The sequence below is a fragment of the Robertmurraya sp. genome (assembly GCF_036676585.1).
Classification (GTDB): domain Bacteria; phylum Bacillota; class Bacilli; order Bacillales; family Cytobacillaceae; genus Robertmurraya_A.
Genome location: NZ_JAKFCQ010000043.1, coordinates 37,706 through 54,024, shown reverse-complemented (window position 1 = coordinate 54,024; position 16,319 = coordinate 37,706). Strand labels below are relative to the sequence as shown.

13 protein-coding genes and 1 riboswitch are annotated in these 16,319 nt (G+C 37.0%); of the genes, 11 read left to right on the top strand and 2 right to left on the bottom strand.

Going from position 1 to position 16,319, the window contains the following annotated elements; all coding sequences use genetic code 11:
• Window positions 1-170: 170 nt before the first annotated feature.
• Window positions 171-247: riboswitch (glycine riboswitch) on the top strand.
• Between the two features lie 164 nt (window positions 248-411).
• The 4 genes from ACGLXV_RS05465 to ACGLXV_RS05450 all read left to right on the top strand — a co-directional run bounded on the left by ACGLXV_RS05465 (window position 412) and on the right by ACGLXV_RS05450 (window position 5,583).
• A complete protein-coding gene (locus ACGLXV_RS05465; RefSeq protein ID WP_391557839.1) occupies window positions 412-1,758 on the top strand; it encodes an amino acid permease in 1,347 nt (448 codons plus the stop codon).
• A gap of 114 nt (window positions 1,759-1,872) precedes the next feature.
• Window positions 1,873-3,003: a GerAB/ArcD/ProY family transporter gene (locus ACGLXV_RS05460; protein ID WP_391557838.1), complete on the top strand. Its 1,131-nt coding sequence runs from the start codon at window positions 1,873-1,875 to the stop codon at window positions 3,001-3,003.
• A complete protein-coding gene (locus ACGLXV_RS05455; protein WP_391557837.1) occupies window positions 2,966-4,420 on the top strand; it encodes a spore germination protein in 1,455 nt (484 codons plus the stop codon). Before ACGLXV_RS05460 ends, ACGLXV_RS05455 begins: the two co-directional genes overlap by 38 nt.
• A gap of 2 nt (window positions 4,421-4,422) precedes the next feature.
• Entirely contained in the window at window positions 4,423-5,583 is a 1,161-nt protein-coding gene (locus tag ACGLXV_RS05450) for a Ger(x)C family spore germination protein (protein WP_391557836.1), read from the top strand.
• Window positions 5,584-5,732: 149 nt separating this feature from the next.
• On the opposite strand, the gene ACGLXV_RS05445 is transcribed toward ACGLXV_RS05450, so the two are convergent.
• On the bottom strand, window positions 5,733-6,305 hold the full coding sequence (locus ACGLXV_RS05445; RefSeq protein ID WP_391557844.1) for a YesL family protein: 573 nt from the start codon (window positions 6,303-6,305) through the stop codon (window positions 5,733-5,735).
• A gap of 148 nt (window positions 6,306-6,453) precedes the next feature.
• On the opposite strand from ACGLXV_RS05445, the gene ACGLXV_RS05440 reads away from it, so the two are divergent.
• The 3 genes from ACGLXV_RS05440 (at window position 6,454) to ACGLXV_RS05430 (ending at window position 9,451) form a co-directional block, all read left to right on the top strand.
• Window positions 6,454-7,149: an HAD family hydrolase gene (locus ACGLXV_RS05440; RefSeq protein ID WP_391557835.1), complete on the top strand. Its 696-nt coding sequence runs from the start codon at window positions 6,454-6,456 to the stop codon at window positions 7,147-7,149.
• A gap of 40 nt (window positions 7,150-7,189) precedes the next feature.
• Complete coding sequence (locus ACGLXV_RS05435) at window positions 7,190-8,062, top strand: helix-turn-helix transcriptional regulator (protein WP_391557834.1); 873 nt, start codon at window positions 7,190-7,192, stop codon at window positions 8,060-8,062.
• Between the two features lie 108 nt (window positions 8,063-8,170).
• Complete coding sequence (locus ACGLXV_RS05430) at window positions 8,171-9,451, top strand: glycoside hydrolase family 27 protein (protein ID WP_391557833.1); 1,281 nt, start codon at window positions 8,171-8,173, stop codon at window positions 9,449-9,451.
• Between the two features lie 360 nt (window positions 9,452-9,811).
• Here ACGLXV_RS05430 and ACGLXV_RS05425 read toward each other — a convergent pair whose 3' ends face one another.
• Window positions 9,812-10,933, bottom strand: a complete 1,122-nt coding sequence (locus ACGLXV_RS05425) for a GntR family transcriptional regulator (protein ID WP_391557832.1) — start codon at window positions 10,931-10,933, stop codon at window positions 9,812-9,814.
• A gap of 486 nt (window positions 10,934-11,419) precedes the next feature.
• On the opposite strand from ACGLXV_RS05425, the gene ACGLXV_RS05420 reads away from it, so the two are divergent.
• From ACGLXV_RS05420 to ACGLXV_RS05405, 4 genes are all read left to right on the top strand, one after another.
• Window positions 11,420-12,742 carry an ABC transporter substrate-binding protein gene (locus ACGLXV_RS05420; RefSeq protein ID WP_391557843.1) on the top strand — a complete coding sequence of 441 codons (1,323 nt, stop codon included), beginning with the start codon at window positions 11,420-11,422 and terminating at the stop codon, window positions 12,740-12,742.
• A 147-nt stretch (window positions 12,743-12,889) separates the two neighbouring features.
• Window positions 12,890-13,780, top strand: coding sequence for a carbohydrate ABC transporter permease (locus ACGLXV_RS05415; RefSeq protein WP_066054332.1), 891 nt, complete (start codon window positions 12,890-12,892; stop codon window positions 13,778-13,780).
• A gap of 84 nt (window positions 13,781-13,864) precedes the next feature.
• The gene (locus tag ACGLXV_RS05410; protein ID WP_391557842.1) at window positions 13,865-14,707 is read left to right on the top strand and encodes a carbohydrate ABC transporter permease; all 843 of its coding nucleotides are present in this window, start codon (window positions 13,865-13,867) and stop codon (window positions 14,705-14,707) included.
• 143 nt (window positions 14,708-14,850) lie between these two features.
• Window positions 14,851-16,317: an arabinan endo-1,5-alpha-L-arabinosidase gene (locus ACGLXV_RS05405; RefSeq protein WP_391557831.1), complete on the top strand. Its 1,467-nt coding sequence runs from the start codon at window positions 14,851-14,853 to the stop codon at window positions 16,315-16,317.
• Window positions 16,318-16,319: the final 2 nt, after the last annotated feature.

The window sequence follows — 16,319 nt, the reverse complement described above, 5'->3', positions numbered from 1 at the left end:
AATTAGATTGATCATCATATCACAAAAATATTCTTGACCAAATAAAAGAATACTGTTAAAATTACAAATTATCGTAGAATAATAGCTTGAGAGTTTGTTGATAGAAACAAATCTCAGCTGTAAATAATATAATCAAGCAAGCTATGAATGTTATGGGTCAAACTATAACAGGAGCGGCTTCTGGAGAGATCGCATATTGCGACGCCGAAGGGTTCACAATCTCAGGCAAAAGGACAGAAGAGTAAAGATACTATTTGGTATGATTGGAAGAGTAAGTAAGTTCTCTTTTAACATTTTACCATGTGTATTTGTTATTCTGACGTTTTAAGAGATTGGGGGGGAACTCCAGTCTCTTTTTTTATTGCTATTATTCTTACAATAATTATTTGAAAGAAAACGGAGGAATTTCAAGTGGCACAGCATGAGTTAAAAAGGGAACTGAAAAATCGTCACGTACAACTAATCGCAATCGGTGGAACGATTGGTACCGGCTTATTTTTAGGTTCAGGAAAAGCAATTTCATTAGCAGGTCCCTCAATCATCTTAGCTTATTTAATAGTGGGTATAGCAACCTTTTTTGTTATGAGAGCATTAGGGGAGCTTTTGTTATCGAATGCAGGTTATCAATCGTTTACCGATTTTGCAGTGGATTATATTGGACCATGGGCAGGCTTTGTAACCGGGTGGACGTACTGGTTCTGTTGGATTATGACGGCGATGGCCGATATTATTGCGGTAGGAATGTATGTGCAGTATTGGTTTGATATTCCACAATGGGTACCAGCGCTTATCTGTTTAATCATTTTATTAGGATTGAATCTATTAACAGTAAAGCTTTTTGGAGAATTAGAATTTTGGTTTGCCATTATTAAGGTTATAACGATTCTTGCTTTAATTGTTATTGGGGTTGTTTTACTAGTGATTGGATTTAAAACAGAGGCTGGAACGGTTTCTGTACAAAATTTATGGCAACACGGAGGGTTTTTCCCGAATGGAATTAGCGGCTTTTTGTTTTCTTTCCAAATGGTCGTATTTGCTTTTGTTGGAGTAGAGTTGGTTGGTGTATCAGCTGCAGAAACAGCGGATCCAAAGAAAAATATTCCTTCAGCCATTAACAAAATTCCTTTAAGAATTCTGTTCTTTTATGTAGGTGCTCTAATTGTTCTACTTTGCATCAATCCATGGAATCAGTTGAATGCAGATACAAGTCCTTTTGTTAAGACCTTTAGTTTAGTTGGTATTCCCGTTGCGGCCGGGATCATTAATTTTGTTGTATTAACGTCTGCTGCATCTGCGAGTAATAGTGGATTATTCTCTACAAGTCGAATTATGTATAACTTAGGACGTCAAAACGGTGGAACAAGTATGCTTGCTAAATTGAACAAAAATGCAGTGCCAAGTAATGCATTACTTATTTCCACGGTCATTGTTTCTGTCGGGACGTTATTAAGTAAGCTTATCCCCGAGCAAGCCTTTGGAATTGTGACAACCATTAGTGCCATTTGTTTCATTTGGGTATGGAGCATTATATTAATCTCTCATATTAGATATAAGAAAACTCGTCCAGATTTACATCAAAAATCAGTTTTTAAAGCTCCACTAACACCATTTATTAACTATGTCGTACTAGCTCTTTTTGGGTTTATTTTACTTGTGATGCTTATTTCAGAATCCACTCGTTCAGCATTAATGTTGACACCATTATGGTTTGTTTTATTATTTGTTTTGTATTTCTTTAAAAGTAAGAGATCGGTGTAATAGATAGACACTTTGTCGATAGACAAGGTGTTTTTTATTTTTTTCAACTGTGTACAACATAAAAACAGAAGTTTAGGTGAATTTAATAATAAAACTGCCAAATAGGAGAAATTTATGCAAAGCCTAGTGAAGATACTAATACCCAGACAATTATTTCTATTACTACTATTATCAACTGGTTTACTAAACCATGTCATACTTATTCCTAATCTATTGACGGCAGCCGGGAGGGATAGTTGGTTAAGTGTGATTGTTGCTTACCCGATAGGAATAAGTTTACTTTGGTTAATTTACTACATCGTAAAAAATAGCCCAAATGAGGGGTTTTTTCATATGGTCCGACATCGCTTTGGACCCATTTTTTCTTATTTATTATTAGCTCCTGTTTTAATATTTTTGTTTATTAGCTCTTATATAACCTTTAGAGACTTGATGATCTGGTTAAATGCCTATTTTCTCGCTGAAGCACCTATCATGATGATCAATATCGTACTAATTATTGTGTGTTGTATCATTACACTCTCTGGTGTGAAAACCATGGCCATAGCAAGTGGATTATTGTTACCTATTGTGGTATTGCTAGGATTCTTTATTGCATTTACTAATACGAGCTTTAAGGACCCAAGCCTTCTATTTCCTGTATTAACAGATGGATATTCCCCTTTACTTAGAGGTACAATCTATGTTCTTGCGGGACTGTTAGAACTATATATTGTGGTTTTGTTACAACCGTTCTCACAAGAACCCATTACATTTAAACAACTACTGATATTAATGACCGTATTAACGGGATTAATTTTTGGGCCACTCTCAGCTTCTATTATGGAATTTGGTGTAGTTGAGTCAGTGAACTTTCGCTATCCAGCCTATGAACAGTGGAGAGTATTGAATATTGGTGAATACATCTCAAATCTTGACTTCTTTGCTCTGTACCAATGGTTAAGTGGTGCACTTATAAGAATTGGATTATTTATGTACCTCTTAGGACATTCTTTATCACGAAAAAGGAGCGAATATCGGCTGAATCCTAAGCTTGTAGGTATGATGTATCTCTTGCTATTAGGAGTTACTTTGATAAAGTTTGAATCATTCACTTTCTATCAAATCATTTATTTATATGTCTTACCAATCACTCTAGCTTTTTTTCTACTACAGATTTTACTATCAGCTTTTATTATTTTTGTCTTAAAGAAGAGGGATAAACAACATGAGCAGGAAAATGAACTCGGATCCAGTTCTTCATAAACCATCAAAGGATAAAACTAGCCTGATCACAGAGAAGCTGAAGAAAAGTGAAGATCTATTATGTAAGGAACATGGTCAAGAGGCTGAGAAATTTAAGCTTATTTATTTTGAATCGTTAGTTGATAGTCAATATTTAGATCAATATATATTACCAAGAATAAGCGGCCACGAGAAAGGCATAGTGAAAGCGAAATTAACTTCCTTGTTTCAGGCGGAAGATGTGACTGATAAATCAATTGACAACCTGTTACAACTTTTATTTGAAGGATATGTGCTATTTGATTTTCAAAGTGAGTTATTAAGTATTCAAGCGGGCGATTTTCCAAAAAGGCAGCCTGAGGAATCAGCGCTTGAAACCTCCATCAGAGGACCAAAGGATGGTTTTGTTGAGGATTTAAAGACAAACATTTCATTAGTTCGTCGGAGACTCAATACTTCTTCTTTATGTGTCGAAAAATATACAATTGGTACAAGAAGCAATACAAAAGTAGTCCTAATGTATATAGAAGATATTATAGACAAAAGGGTACTTAAAGAAGTTCATACACGACTAGATAAGATAGAGATTGATGTAATGACGAGTATTTACGATTTGGAGTCATTGATTCGTGATCGACCGTATTCGGTTCTTCCAAGTATGGACTATACTGGCCGGCCAGACTTTATCGTTCAGGCTTTGATCCAAGGTCGATTTGCTCTTATAGTAGAAGGAAATCCAACTGTCTCCATTGCTCCAACCAACTTATTATTACAAACGAAATCTCCTGAAGACCATTATATTAGCTATACGTATGTAACGATGGAAAGAATTATGAGGATGTTAGGAGTAACGGTATCTGGATTTTTACCTGGAATTTGGATTGCCTTTTCAGCTTTTAATATTGAGCAGATTCCGTATTTACTTGTTGCAACGATATCTATTTCACGTTTTGGATTGCCTTTATCTGCACCAATTGAGATGTTTGTAATCTTATTTTTGTTTGAGTTATTTAATGAAGCAGGAGTACGGTTGCCGCGAGCAATCGGACAAACGGTAGCTGTCCTTGGGGGCTTAATTGTGGGAGATGCAGCCATCAGAGCAGGCTTAACTTCTCCTACGATGCTTGTCGTTGCAGCCATTACATATATTTCGTCCTTTACCTTAGTGAATCAATCGTTAAGTTCAGCCATTACAATCATCAGATTTGGGGTCCTTATTTTAAGTACTTTTTTTGGATTATTTGGTGTCATTTCTGGCTATATATTAACCGTAATTTATTTATCAACCATTACTTCCTTTGGTACTCCTTATCTAGGAGCGTTAGCACCTGTGTCATTAATAGAGGTGATAAAGTCCTTTTTAAAAGCACCTACTCAGTATTATAAGTCAAGAACATCCTCCACAAGTCCTAATGACAGAACAAGAGGTGGAGATTGATCATGTTGAGAAGTTGGTTTATCTGTATCATAGTCTGTCTTCTGCTAACGAGCTGTTCAGGTATAAAAAATATTCAAGACCTAACCTATATTGTAGCCATTGGACTTGATTATAACGTGGAAACTCAGGAGTATACCGCCTATCTACAAGGGTTGAATTTTGCAGGTGTGGCAAAGCAGGAAGGGGGAAAACCTACTGAACCAATCCCTATCTTTGTGGCATCGGCTAAAGGTGAAACCCTCAACCTGGCTGTGCGCAATCTTTATAAACTGGCTGAACCTCCCTTGTTTTTTGGGCATGTAAAGTCACTCATACTTACTCAAGCAATTGTTGAAAACAAGTTTAATGAGGTAATTGAAGAAATTGGTAGAAATCGATCCCTGAGGCCAACCCTTCGCATTATTACTACATCAGAGGATATGCAAGACCTTCTGAATGTAAAGGCCTTATTTAATTATCCTGCTGTGTACACTGTACTATATAAGAAAAATCAATACGAATTATCTCGTGATGAGATTAGACCGACGATGTTAATGTTTTTCTTAAGAGAGTTTCATGAGCCCATGGGAATGTCGAAGATTCCTACTGTGAGTATTGATAAAGAAACTTGGAAGGCAGATGAACCTTACCCTATCTTATACTTTAGTGGATATTCGGTATTTCAACACCAAAAGTACATTCAAACCATCCCCTTTAAAGATGCTGTTTATATTAATTGGTTAAGAGAAAAGCATGTGGCGTTAAATCAAAAAGTAGAAGAAGATGGACAGTTAATTGCTGTCTTAAAGTTATCTACTCCGAAGGTTCAGGTCATGTATGAAGATAATTTAAGCGCACCTGTGTTCTCTCTAAACATCTCAGTAGAAGCCGACCTTTTAGAAAAATTAAAAGAGGTTCCTATCAAAAAGGTAAAGGAGATTCTTCAGAAAGATGTCGAATCGAAAGTAACAGAGCTTTATGTGAATGGAGTTGAAAAGAGGCTAGATGTTCTCAATCTAGGAGAAAGATGGTACAGAGCAAATCCAAAAAAATATCAAGAAATTAAGACCTCTAACCGTTTTTACTTAGATAAAAACTCGTTAAAGGATGTAAAAGTTTCTGTTAAAATTCTTCATTATAATAGTTACAAATATGAAAAAAGAGTTCATGAGGATATGGAATAATTTCGTCATTTTGTTTTATGCTGCTGCAGGAAGTATGGTTGTCGCGTTTGTTTGTATGCTGAAGGTGAAGAAGTCTGTTAACGATATTGTTATTAAAAGATAAGAGCTCTTGGACAAATCAAGAGCTCTTTATATATTTTTTCTTAACATCATAAAGTCTTGACCTGTTCTTGAACTTTTTGAAATACACGATGACAAAGAAAGCTGATACAAAAAGCACAGACACAGTAGATAAATAAAAAGGTAATTTGCCAAAAATAAAGGATCAACCCTGTAGCCGCAATACATAGCAAGGACAAAAACGTAGTTGAGAAAAATCGTATTGAAAAGAAAAATGAGTTTTTTACGATATCGATTGTTTTCATTCGGTAGTGAGACATCATTGGAAATATATAAATAGTTGTTAGTAATAATATAAATCCAATCAGTAAAAAGATAGAATAGAAGATAGGTTGTAAGGACCCGAGGCTATTCATCAAGGTAAAGTCTAAAAATAATAGACCGGAGAGTACTAACCAAATCAACCCCAGTACAAAGCTTTGTTTGAAGTTTTCTTTGAAGAATTTCATATACGAACGAAAGACACTATAGTCCTTGTGGATAATCCATTGTCGAGTGACACAATACATCGCAACGGTCGCAGGGAAAATGGTAATAACGGGAAGACAAAATAAAAGCCATAAAATGTTCAGTTGGAAAAAAGCGGTTACAATTTCTAGCATTCTAAAAAAAGCATTGTTTTCGTATTTCATTTTTTTCACCAAGTTTCTTAGTTTCTAGGATTATCATAAAAATAGCATATTCTTACCGATAAAAAAAGCTGGAATTTCTTTCAGCACAAATAATCACGAATTATGAGAGGAGAAGATTATGACCATTAAAGCACTATTTTTTGATTTGGACGATACATTACACGACTCGCAATATCCTTTTGAAAAAACGGTAGAAGAACTGCTCCCGGAAGTAGCTTCAGAATTGAATATGAATGCACTATATATAAAGTTTAGAGAAGCTAGTGATTGGTTGTGGAAGGACTATGTGGCAGGGGAAATGTCTCTAGTGGAGCTGCGAACAAAGAGGATGATCTTGGCTTTAAAAGGTATGGATATAACGGTAGATTCTGAAACAGCTCGATTGTTTCAAAACCAGTACGAGTATAATCAGAGTCAGCTTAAGATGTTCCCGGAGGTACCGAATCTTCTTGAAGAAATTAAAAGGAAGGGGATCACCGTAGGAATGATCACAAATGGTCCGGTCGAGCATCAACACAGTAAAATTTCTTCCTTAGGGCTGAAAAGTCATATTCCTATCGATCTCATTTTTGTATCTGATGGAGTAGGGGTAGCGAAGCCTAATCCAGATATCTTTCATCATGTGAGAAAGCATGTAAATCTATTGCCTCATGAATTACTATACGTAGGTGATTCATGGGAGAATGATATTGTTGGCTCATCGAAAGCGGGCTGGCAATCACTTTGGTTTAATCATCGGAAAAGAGAGCCAGAAACAAACCATAAGCCACTGGCAGTTATCCACAATCTATCAAACATTTTAGATTATGTATAAATGGTTATGAACAAAAAACTTGTGGGTAAGGTGTTAATAGATGAGTAATGAAGTGTATGGGTTTCGTTTTCTAGATACTTTTCAAAGTTCGTTTTATCAGTTATTTGCCGTTGGCCACCAAAAGATACAAGAGAAAAGCTATGATTGGGATGGGTTAAGACGTAAGGATGGTCCGTTATATCTTTTCCAATATACTGTATCTGGTTTCGGTAGCATTGATATAAACGGAAAAATTCACAGGGTGGAGCCAGGTTCTGCTTTTATGGTGGAAATTCCTAGTACACACAGATATTACTTGCCGACAGATAGTGAGGTGTGGGAGTTCTATTTTATTCTTTTTCGCCCTAGGAAAATTGAACAAGAGTGGCAGGAAGTCGTGAAAATGCTCGGTAGAATACCTAGAATTCAGGAAGACAGCTCTCCGATCCACTTTTTAAAAAGTACGTACTTAGCAGCAGTGAAGAATCAGATTAGAGATGGTTTTCGGGCATCGTCCATTGTCTATCAATTTGTTATGGAGCTTTATCGTTATGGAAAAGGATATGAACAAGTAGCAGAGAGATGGCCGGAGAAAATCACTCTAGCAGCACGTATATTGACAGAAGAATATCACTCTTTACAAAGTCTAGAGGAAATTGCTGCGCGTGTTCAACTATCAAAATACCATTTTTCAAGATTATTTAAAAAGCACACAGGAATTTCACCGATGGAGTTTGTCACAAAGGTGCGAATGGAAAAAGCAATTACCCTCCTACGAACGACCGATTATACGATCGAGGAGATCGCCAAACAAATTGGATATGCAAGCAGTAGTTATTTTATTAAGGTGTTTCATTCTTGGGTTGGATTCTCACCAGGAGAGTTTCGTACTGGGAAGGATTTGCTACTCATGAATGAGATTCGTTTTAATTAAGAGCAATATTGTACAACTGAAGGCAAAATAATGTGATAGATGTATTCATCTTCGTCCTTTATTATTCAAGACAAGAGCAAAATTATACATGAAGGGCGGGTATGAAGGATGAAACATCACATGTTTGCAAGTACGCCTCCATTAGGCTGGAATAGCTGGGACTGCTACGGGGCAACAGTTAGGGAAGAAGAGGTTCGAGGCAATGCAGAGTATATGGCCAAATATTTAAAGGAACTTGGCTGGGAATATATTGTGGTGGATATTCAATGGTACGAAGCGGGGGCCAACTCGTCTATTTATCGTCCGTTTGTTCCACTTGAGATGGATGACTATTCAAGGCTCATCCCAGCTGCGAATCGTTTTCCTTCTGCAGAAAATGGAAAGGGATTTAAGCCGTTAGCTGACTATGTACATGGTTTGGGATTAAAATTTGGCATCCACATCATGCGTGGAATTCCTCGCCAAGCAGTACATGCCAACACACCAATTCTGGGTACAGAGGTTCGAGCACGTGACATCGTCCACCCCAACTCTATCTGTCCATGGAATACGGATATGTATGGGATTGACGCGTCAAAGGAAGGTGCTCAGGAATACTATAATTCTTTGTTTGAGCTATATGCCGGCTGGGGAGTGGACTTCGTTAAAGTAGATGATATAGCTGCATCAAGACTTTACTATTTTCATAAAGATGAAATTGAGCTCATTCGAAAGGCCATTGATCACTGTGGAAGAGAGATGGTTCTAAGCCTTTCGCCGGGACCTGCTCCACTTGAATTTGCTGACACTTTAATTGAAAATGCGAATATGTGGAGAATGACGGACGATTTCTGGGATCACTGGGATTTACTCTACGGAATGTTTGAGCGTTGTGAAAAGTGGAGTGAATATGTTGGTGATGGTCACTGGCCGGATTGTGACATGCTACCGCTTGGTCATATTGGAATCCGCTCGGTCGATGGAGGGGGAGGAGATCGATGGACTCGCTTTACGAAGGATGAACAGATTACAATGATGACATTATGGTCCATTTTCCGCTCGCCTCTTATGTTTGGAGGAGACTTGCGAGACAACGACGAATGGACGTTATCACTTCTGACAAACCCCGATGTATTAAAGATGCATAAAGAAAGTCATAGCAATCAGCTTGTATCACGCGAAGAAGATCGAGTGGTTTGGAGTGCCAAGGATTTAGAGGGGAACACGTATGTTGCATTGTTTAATTTAAGCAATGAAACGGCAACTGTGAAGACAACTCTTAACCAGGTAGGAGTTACTGGGGTGAAGCAGGCACGAGAACTGTGGACACATAAAGAACTTGGTGAGATAGCAGATGAATTGGAACAGGTGCTTCCGCCACATGGAGCGGTGTTGGTGAAGTTGTATTAACAGAATGGATGCTTTTGTGGAAAAAACGAGTTTAAAAACGACAGGTTAAAGTAAATTTTATCGATTTTCTGCTTTTTTTAGTTGTTTGGTTTGGATTTCTGGATTTTTTAATCGAAATATAACGGATGAATGGGAATGGGGAAGGCTTTATTTGCGATTGTAGAGATTTGTTTGCGATTCTAGAGATATATTTGCGATTCCAGAGATTTATTTGCTATTCGAAAATTATATTTGCGATTACACCAATATATTTGCGATTCAATAAATTTATTTGCGATTCCGCAAACACTCAATTCTGAAAGCGCACGAACCCAATAGATAAAACGAACCCTGCCACATCACGCAGGGTTCGTACTTAATCTAAATCAAACTAGTCTTTTTCAACTGCATCGTTGAATTTCTTACTACAAGTTCAGGGTCATACACCTTCGACTGAGGTACTTCGCTTTTTTCCACTGCTGATACAATCCATTTTGCTGCTTCAATCCCCATGTCCATTTTCGGATGGGTAACAGTGGTTAATTTTACTTCTGTTGCTTCTGCTAAGAACGAGTCATCGTATCCAACAATAGATACATCTTCGGGTACTTTTAGATCGAGTTTACGAAGAACATCTAACACACTTACCGCCAGCTGGTCATTGTAGCACACAATGGCGGTTGGTTTTTCGTCCTTTGAGAAAAACTCTTCAATTTGTTTCAACGTTTTACTATTCACATCTTCTGTCGAATAGGTAATGACCATTTCAGGGAAAAATGTAACACCGTGCTCTCTAAATGCTCGAATAAATCCTTGCATCCGATTAACCCCTTGCAGGTCATCTGTTTTGAACAAACCGATAATCTTTTCATGACCCAATTTAATTAAGTGTTCGGTCGCGATAAAACCTCCGTGCTCGTCATTCATGATAATATGAGGAGGCATTAGCTGAGAATAAAATTGGTTAATCATTAAATAAGGAATATTGTTTTGTTCGAGTTCAAGATAGTAGTTAATGTTTGGGTTATAGTTGCTACTCTTTGTTGGTTCAACAATAAGCCCATCAACATTTCTATCTAACATCGTTTGTAAACATTGTCTTTCTTTCTCCACATTATTATCTGTACAAGATAAAGTTAACGTATATCCTTGTGTTGTCAGATAGGATTCAATTCCTCTAATAATGGACGGAAAGATATAATCAGAAATATAGGTAGTAATAACACCAATATTTTTTCCTTTTATTACAGAAGAGGAAGAAGTCTGTTGTTGCGATTGCTTAGGATTATGCGAACAGAAGGTACCAGCACCTTGTTCTCTGTAAAGTAAACCTTCATGAACGAGATCACCCACCGCTTGTCGCACCGTATGTCTACTAACCCCAAATATCTGCACAAGTTCATTTTCGGAGTAAATTTTTTCCCCAGGGTTTACCTTCCCTGTTTCAATCCACTCCACAATCTTTTCCTTAACCATGTTATATTTAGTTTTTTGTTGTGCCATTGAGGTATCACCGCTTTCTATTCGATGTACATAATTAAATATAACTTATACGTACAACATATATCTAATAATACCATAGTATCAAATAAAATGGAAAAAAACTATTCCATACAAGTATTTTTTATAAATAAATATGAACACGTACGGACATAATAAATAATTTTTGAAAAATCACATTGACATGTACGAACAGGTATATTACTATTTTAATTGTAGAGAATACGCTTTCAAAGAAATATCTCCTACGGGTCAATTGCTTTTACTTGAAAACTACTAAAATATTAGGAGGGATTTGTATGTAGTTCCCTAACATGTACGTACATATAAAAAAGACTATTATTAAACTAAAGAATAAGCTATTATTTTTTTAACGTAAAGTGATTACGCTTTCAATTAGTTTTTCTTAATTTCATTCTTTTATGACTACAATAGGTTGAAGATGGAGGGATTAACTTGTTTAAATCATCTAAAAAATTTGGTGTAATAATGCTTCTAGCAATAATGGTGATTGGTGCAGTCCTTAGTGGGTGCTCAGGAAGTGATAAAGCTAGCAGTGACGGCAAGGTTGAACTTACTTTTATGTTTAGAGGAAATCCTCAAGAACTAGAAGCTTATAAAGCTACTGTAAAGAGATATGAAGAAGCAAACAAGGATGTAAAAGTGACAATGGTTCAAACAGCTCCTGATCAATATGATACGAAGCTAAAATCAGCAATCGCAGGACGTAAGATTCCAGATGTTTTCTTCTATAACCCAGCTCAAGTAAAAGCATATGTAAACTCTGGAGTATTATTAGATATTACGGAACAAGTTGAAGGGTCAACTGACGTAAAAATTGATGACATTTGGGAAGCCGGGATTAATAAGTACCGTTTTGATGGTGAAACACTTGGCCAAGGTGCAATCTATGGTTTACCAAAAGATTTAGGGCCTTTTGCTCTTGGTTATAACAAAACAATGTTTGAAGAAGCAGGAATTCCACTTCCTGATAAAGACAAGCCATACACTTGGGATGAATTCATTGATGTTGCTAAGCAGTTAACAAAAGATAATGATGGCGACGGCAAAATGGATCAGTATGGAACTGGATTTAACGTAAACTGGGCATTACAACCGTTTGTTTGGAGTAACGGCGCAGATTGGATTAACGAAGATGGAACAAAGGTTACAATCGATGATCCTAAGTTTATCGAAGCATTACAATTCTTTGTAGATCAACAAAACAAATACCAAATCACACCTTCTATCGGTGATGCACAAACATTAGATACGTACCAAAGATGGTTAAAGGGTCAATTAGCATTCTTCCCAGTTGGACCATGGGATATGGCTGCATTTAAAGAGCAATTAAAGTTTGAATATGATTTACTTCCTTGGCCTGCAGGTTCTACTGGTGAATCTTCTGCTTGGGTTGGATCTTTAGGTATCGGTGTTGGAGCAACAACAAAGCATGCAAAAGAAGCAGCTGAGTTAGCAATGTATTTATCAGCTGACCAAGAAGGACAACAAGCATTAGTTGATGCACAAGTTCAATTACCAAATAGTGTAGAAGTTGCTGATACATGGGCTGCTGACACATCAATCAAACCTGAAAATAAACAAGAATTCCTAGATATCATTAATGACTACGGTCGTGGATTCCCAGCTGAAAAAACTTACACAGCTGAATGGTATGATGAGTTCTTCAAAAACATTCAACCAGTGTTAGATGGTAAGACATCAGTTGAAGACTACGTAAAAGAAGCACAACCGAAAATGCAAAAACTATTAGATGCAGCAATCGAACAAGAAAAACAAGCAAGTAAATAATACCACTTCACTTAAAGATTAACCTTGTGTAAATGATGCTAGATTCTTAGAATCATAAGCTAGCATCATTTACATCTATTAATAAAGTGTTACTTGTACCAAAAGAAGGCGTGTGTATTCATGCTTTTGTTGAAAGGGTGAGGAAAGATGAAAGCGACATCCAAGCTGTATCGCACAGAACAAAGATATGCCTATTTGTTTATTGCAGCACCAGTCTTAGGATTCCTCATTTTTGCAATGGTTCCTCTTATTTATTCAATGTACGGAGCCTTTACGAATTGGAATGGTCTAGGACAAATGGAGTTTATCGGCTTTGAAAACTTCATTAATTTATTTAAAGACGAGTATTTTTACAAGTCGATGTATAACACCTTCTTTATGATGCTAGGTATTCCAATTGGAATCGTGTTAGCACTTTTACTGGCTCTAGCTCTGAATAGAGGAATCTTTGGAACGAATACCTTCCGCGTACTTTACTATATTCCTGTCATTTCTTCCATTGCAGCGGTATCCATTCTTTGGCAATGGGCGTATAACGGAGATTATGGTTTAGTTAATCAATTTTTAGATCTTATCGGGATTGAAGGTCCTAACTGGTTGCAAAATACAGCTACCGTAAAACCAGCATTAATTATTATGGCTGTCTGGAAAGGGTTAGGATATACGATGTTGCTGTATTTAGCGGCATTACAAAGTGTACCTAAAACGTTCTATGAAGCTGCGAAATTGGATGGAGCAAACGCTTTTCAAGCCTTTTGGCATATCACGCTTCCAATGGTAAAACCAGTAACATTCTTTATTATCGTTACCAATATTATTGGTGGAGCGCAGATCTTCACTGAAATTAATGTTATGACACCTACTGGTGGTCCTGAGTATAGCTCAGCATCAGTTGTTTTCTACATTTGGCAAAAAGCATTTGGTAACTTCCAATTAGGTTATGCATCTGCAATGGCCTTAGTATTAGGACTCTTCATCTTTATTATTACCCTAATCCAATTTAAGATGAACGAAAAATCATCCTTCGATTTGGATTAACACCAGGATAATAAAAAGACTAATAGAAAGGGGCTTTTAATAATGGAAGTTGCAGTAGTTGAAAAAGAAGTAAAAGCTGAACCGATGTCTGAGAAAAAGAAAGATAGAATTACCAATATATTCGTTTTTGTTTTCCTGAGTTTTGGAGCAATTTTTATGGTAGCTCCACTCTTATGGATGTTCTCCACGTCATTAAAATCGAAGGAAGACGTGTTTGCTTTACCGCCAGTATGGATTCCAAAAGATATTTCATTTGCTAAGTATTTTGAAATTTGGGATATGGGTCCTCTTTTATCGGGTATTGGTAACAGTTTAATTGTGGCTTTGTCAGTAACAATTATTGGTACCTTTACTTCGAGTTTAGCAGCTTTTGCATTTGCGAAGCTGAAGTTTAATGGGAAAAATAAAATCTTTATTATGCTTTTTGCATCGGTTATGATTCCTTATCCGGTGCTCATGATTCCACAGTTCATTATGTTTTCAAGTATCGGTTGGGTAGATAGTTTATTACCATTAATTGTACCTGGTCTTTTTGGGAATTTGTTCATGATTTTCTTCTTAAGACAATACTTGAATAGCGTTCCCAATTCCATTATTGAAGCAGCAAAAATTGATGGATGCTCGTATTTTCAAATCTTTTATAAGATTATCTTTCCATTAATTAAACCAGCTGTAGCTGCTCAATTAATTTTATGGTTTATGGGAATCTGGAATGACTATTTAGGTCCGATTCTTTACTTGAACTCACCAGAGAAGCAAACATTACAGCTAGTTATTGCAAACTTTAACGCATCGTATGCGATCCAAAGTGATTATCCGCTCATCATGGCGGCATCAGTGGTTGCTTTATTACCGATGTTAATCGTATTTATTATCTTCCAGAAGCAGATTATCGAATCGATTGCTATTTCTGGTGTAAAAGGTTGATACATTGATTCAGGAAAGGCAAATCAAAATACCGGGAATATTTTGATTGAAAAATTGAATACAAAAAAATGAAAGGCACTTATCGAGAGTTACAACGGATAAGTGCATTTTTTTTCATATTTTATTTGTTGGGAGCCACAACAGTGAACAAACAAAAGAGATTTTTTCTAGTAGTAAGTATAGCCGTGTTATTAGTATTAGCAGTATTCATTACGCCTAGATTCATAGAACCAAGTACAAATGATTTATCGGGGCTAAGTCTTCCCTCTCCGCCTTCTGAAAAGGTTATTCCTAAAGTAATGAATGACATCATTTACAAAGAAGAGGAGTGGACGACGAATTTTACCCACGACGGGGCCATTATCAAAAATGGGGATTGGTATTATGTATACTCAACGGATTATATGGTCGGTGCACCACCGACACCAGGAATTCAAATACGAAAATCAAAGGATCTGATTCACTGGCAGTTTGTTGGTCGTGTGTTTGATCAAGTTTCAAGTGATGCGTGGGAATGGACTGGTGGGACGACGTATTGGGCGCCAAATGTTGTTAAAATGAATGATAAGTTTTACTTGTACTATTCCGTCTCCTCAGTTGGGAAGCGAACTTCATATATCGGTTTAGCGACAAGTGACTCCTTAGAGGGGCCTTGGAAGGATGAAGGAGCTGTGTTTAAAACGCAGGAAGGTGATGGGTATACGGTAAATGCCATTGATCCGGATATCACGTTTGATACAGAAGGGCAGCCTTGGATGGTTTATGGGTCATATTTTGGAGGCATTTTTATCACAAAAATTGATCCGCAAACAGGGAGATTGGTAGATCCAACGGAAGAAGGAACATTAATTGCCCAACGGAAAAACATGAGTTATGGAATCGAAGCACCAGAGATCATGTATAATCCGGACACCGGGTATTACTATTTAACGGTCTCGTATGAATGGTTAGAGGACACGTATAATGTGCGGACCGCCCGGTCAAAGAATATTACAGGACCTTATCTAGACTTCAACGAAAACGATATGGTTGATCCGTCAGATGATTCCTTTGATACCGGTAATAAAATCGTTGGTTCGTATGCTTTTAACAAAGATAGCGGCTGGTTTGGAACTGGTCATAATGGCTTGCTAGAAGATAACGGAGAATACTACCTTATCCATCAAGGAAGAGCAGGTGAGGAAATATACTGGTCTCATTTACATGTGAGAAAAATCGTATGGACAGAGGATGGCTGGCCGGTTGTATCTCCAGAGAGATATTCGGGTGAAAAAGAACAGAAAGTAGAAGAAAAACACATTATTGGAGATTGGGAGCAAATTCTCCTCCCGCGGTATGACGACACAATGCAAACTTCCCAGAAACTAACCTTCCTTTCAAATGGAAAGATAGAAGATGAAAGTGGAAAAAGTAGTTGGAAATTATCTGGTGACAACACGCTTAAACTAGTTATCTATGATCCTGGGGTCGCTCCTGATGATTATTGGGAGTATAGCTTAAAAGTACTACCAGGATGGGACTGGGAAAATTGGAATGAAACGCTTGTATTTACTGGGATGAATGAAGAAGGAACGGCCATCTGGGGGAAAAAGCAAATTAAAGGAGAGTGATT

Excerpts from the sequence above, each read along its gene's own strand:
- ACGLXV_RS05460 (WP_391557838.1), top strand. The coding sequence starts at position 1,873 with ATGCAAAGCCTAGTGAAGATACTAATACCCAGACAATTATTTCTATTA.
- ACGLXV_RS05455 (WP_391557837.1), top strand. The coding sequence starts at position 2,966 with ATGAGCAGGAAAATGAACTCGGATCCAGTTCTTCATAAACCATCAAAG.
- ACGLXV_RS05450 (WP_391557836.1), top strand. The coding sequence starts at position 4,423 with ATGTTGAGAAGTTGGTTTATCTGTATCATAGTCTGTCTTCTGCTAACG.
- ACGLXV_RS05445 (WP_391557844.1), bottom strand. The coding sequence starts at position 6,305 with ATGCTAGAAATTGTAACCGCTTTTTTCCAACTGAACATTTTATGGCTT.
- ACGLXV_RS05440 (WP_391557835.1), top strand. The coding sequence starts at position 6,454 with ATGACCATTAAAGCACTATTTTTTGATTTGGACGATACATTACACGAC.
- ACGLXV_RS05435 (WP_391557834.1), top strand. The coding sequence starts at position 7,190 with ATGAGTAATGAAGTGTATGGGTTTCGTTTTCTAGATACTTTTCAAAGT.
- ACGLXV_RS05430 (WP_391557833.1), top strand. The coding sequence starts at position 8,171 with ATGAAACATCACATGTTTGCAAGTACGCCTCCATTAGGCTGGAATAGC.
- ACGLXV_RS05425 (WP_391557832.1), bottom strand. The coding sequence starts at position 10,933 with ATGGCACAACAAAAAACTAAATATAACATGGTTAAGGAAAAGATTGTG.
- ACGLXV_RS05420 (WP_391557843.1), top strand. The coding sequence starts at position 11,420 with ATGCTTCTAGCAATAATGGTGATTGGTGCAGTCCTTAGTGGGTGCTCA.
- ACGLXV_RS05415 (WP_066054332.1), top strand. The coding sequence starts at position 12,890 with ATGAAAGCGACATCCAAGCTGTATCGCACAGAACAAAGATATGCCTAT.
- ACGLXV_RS05410 (WP_391557842.1), top strand. The coding sequence starts at position 13,865 with ATGTCTGAGAAAAAGAAAGATAGAATTACCAATATATTCGTTTTTGTT.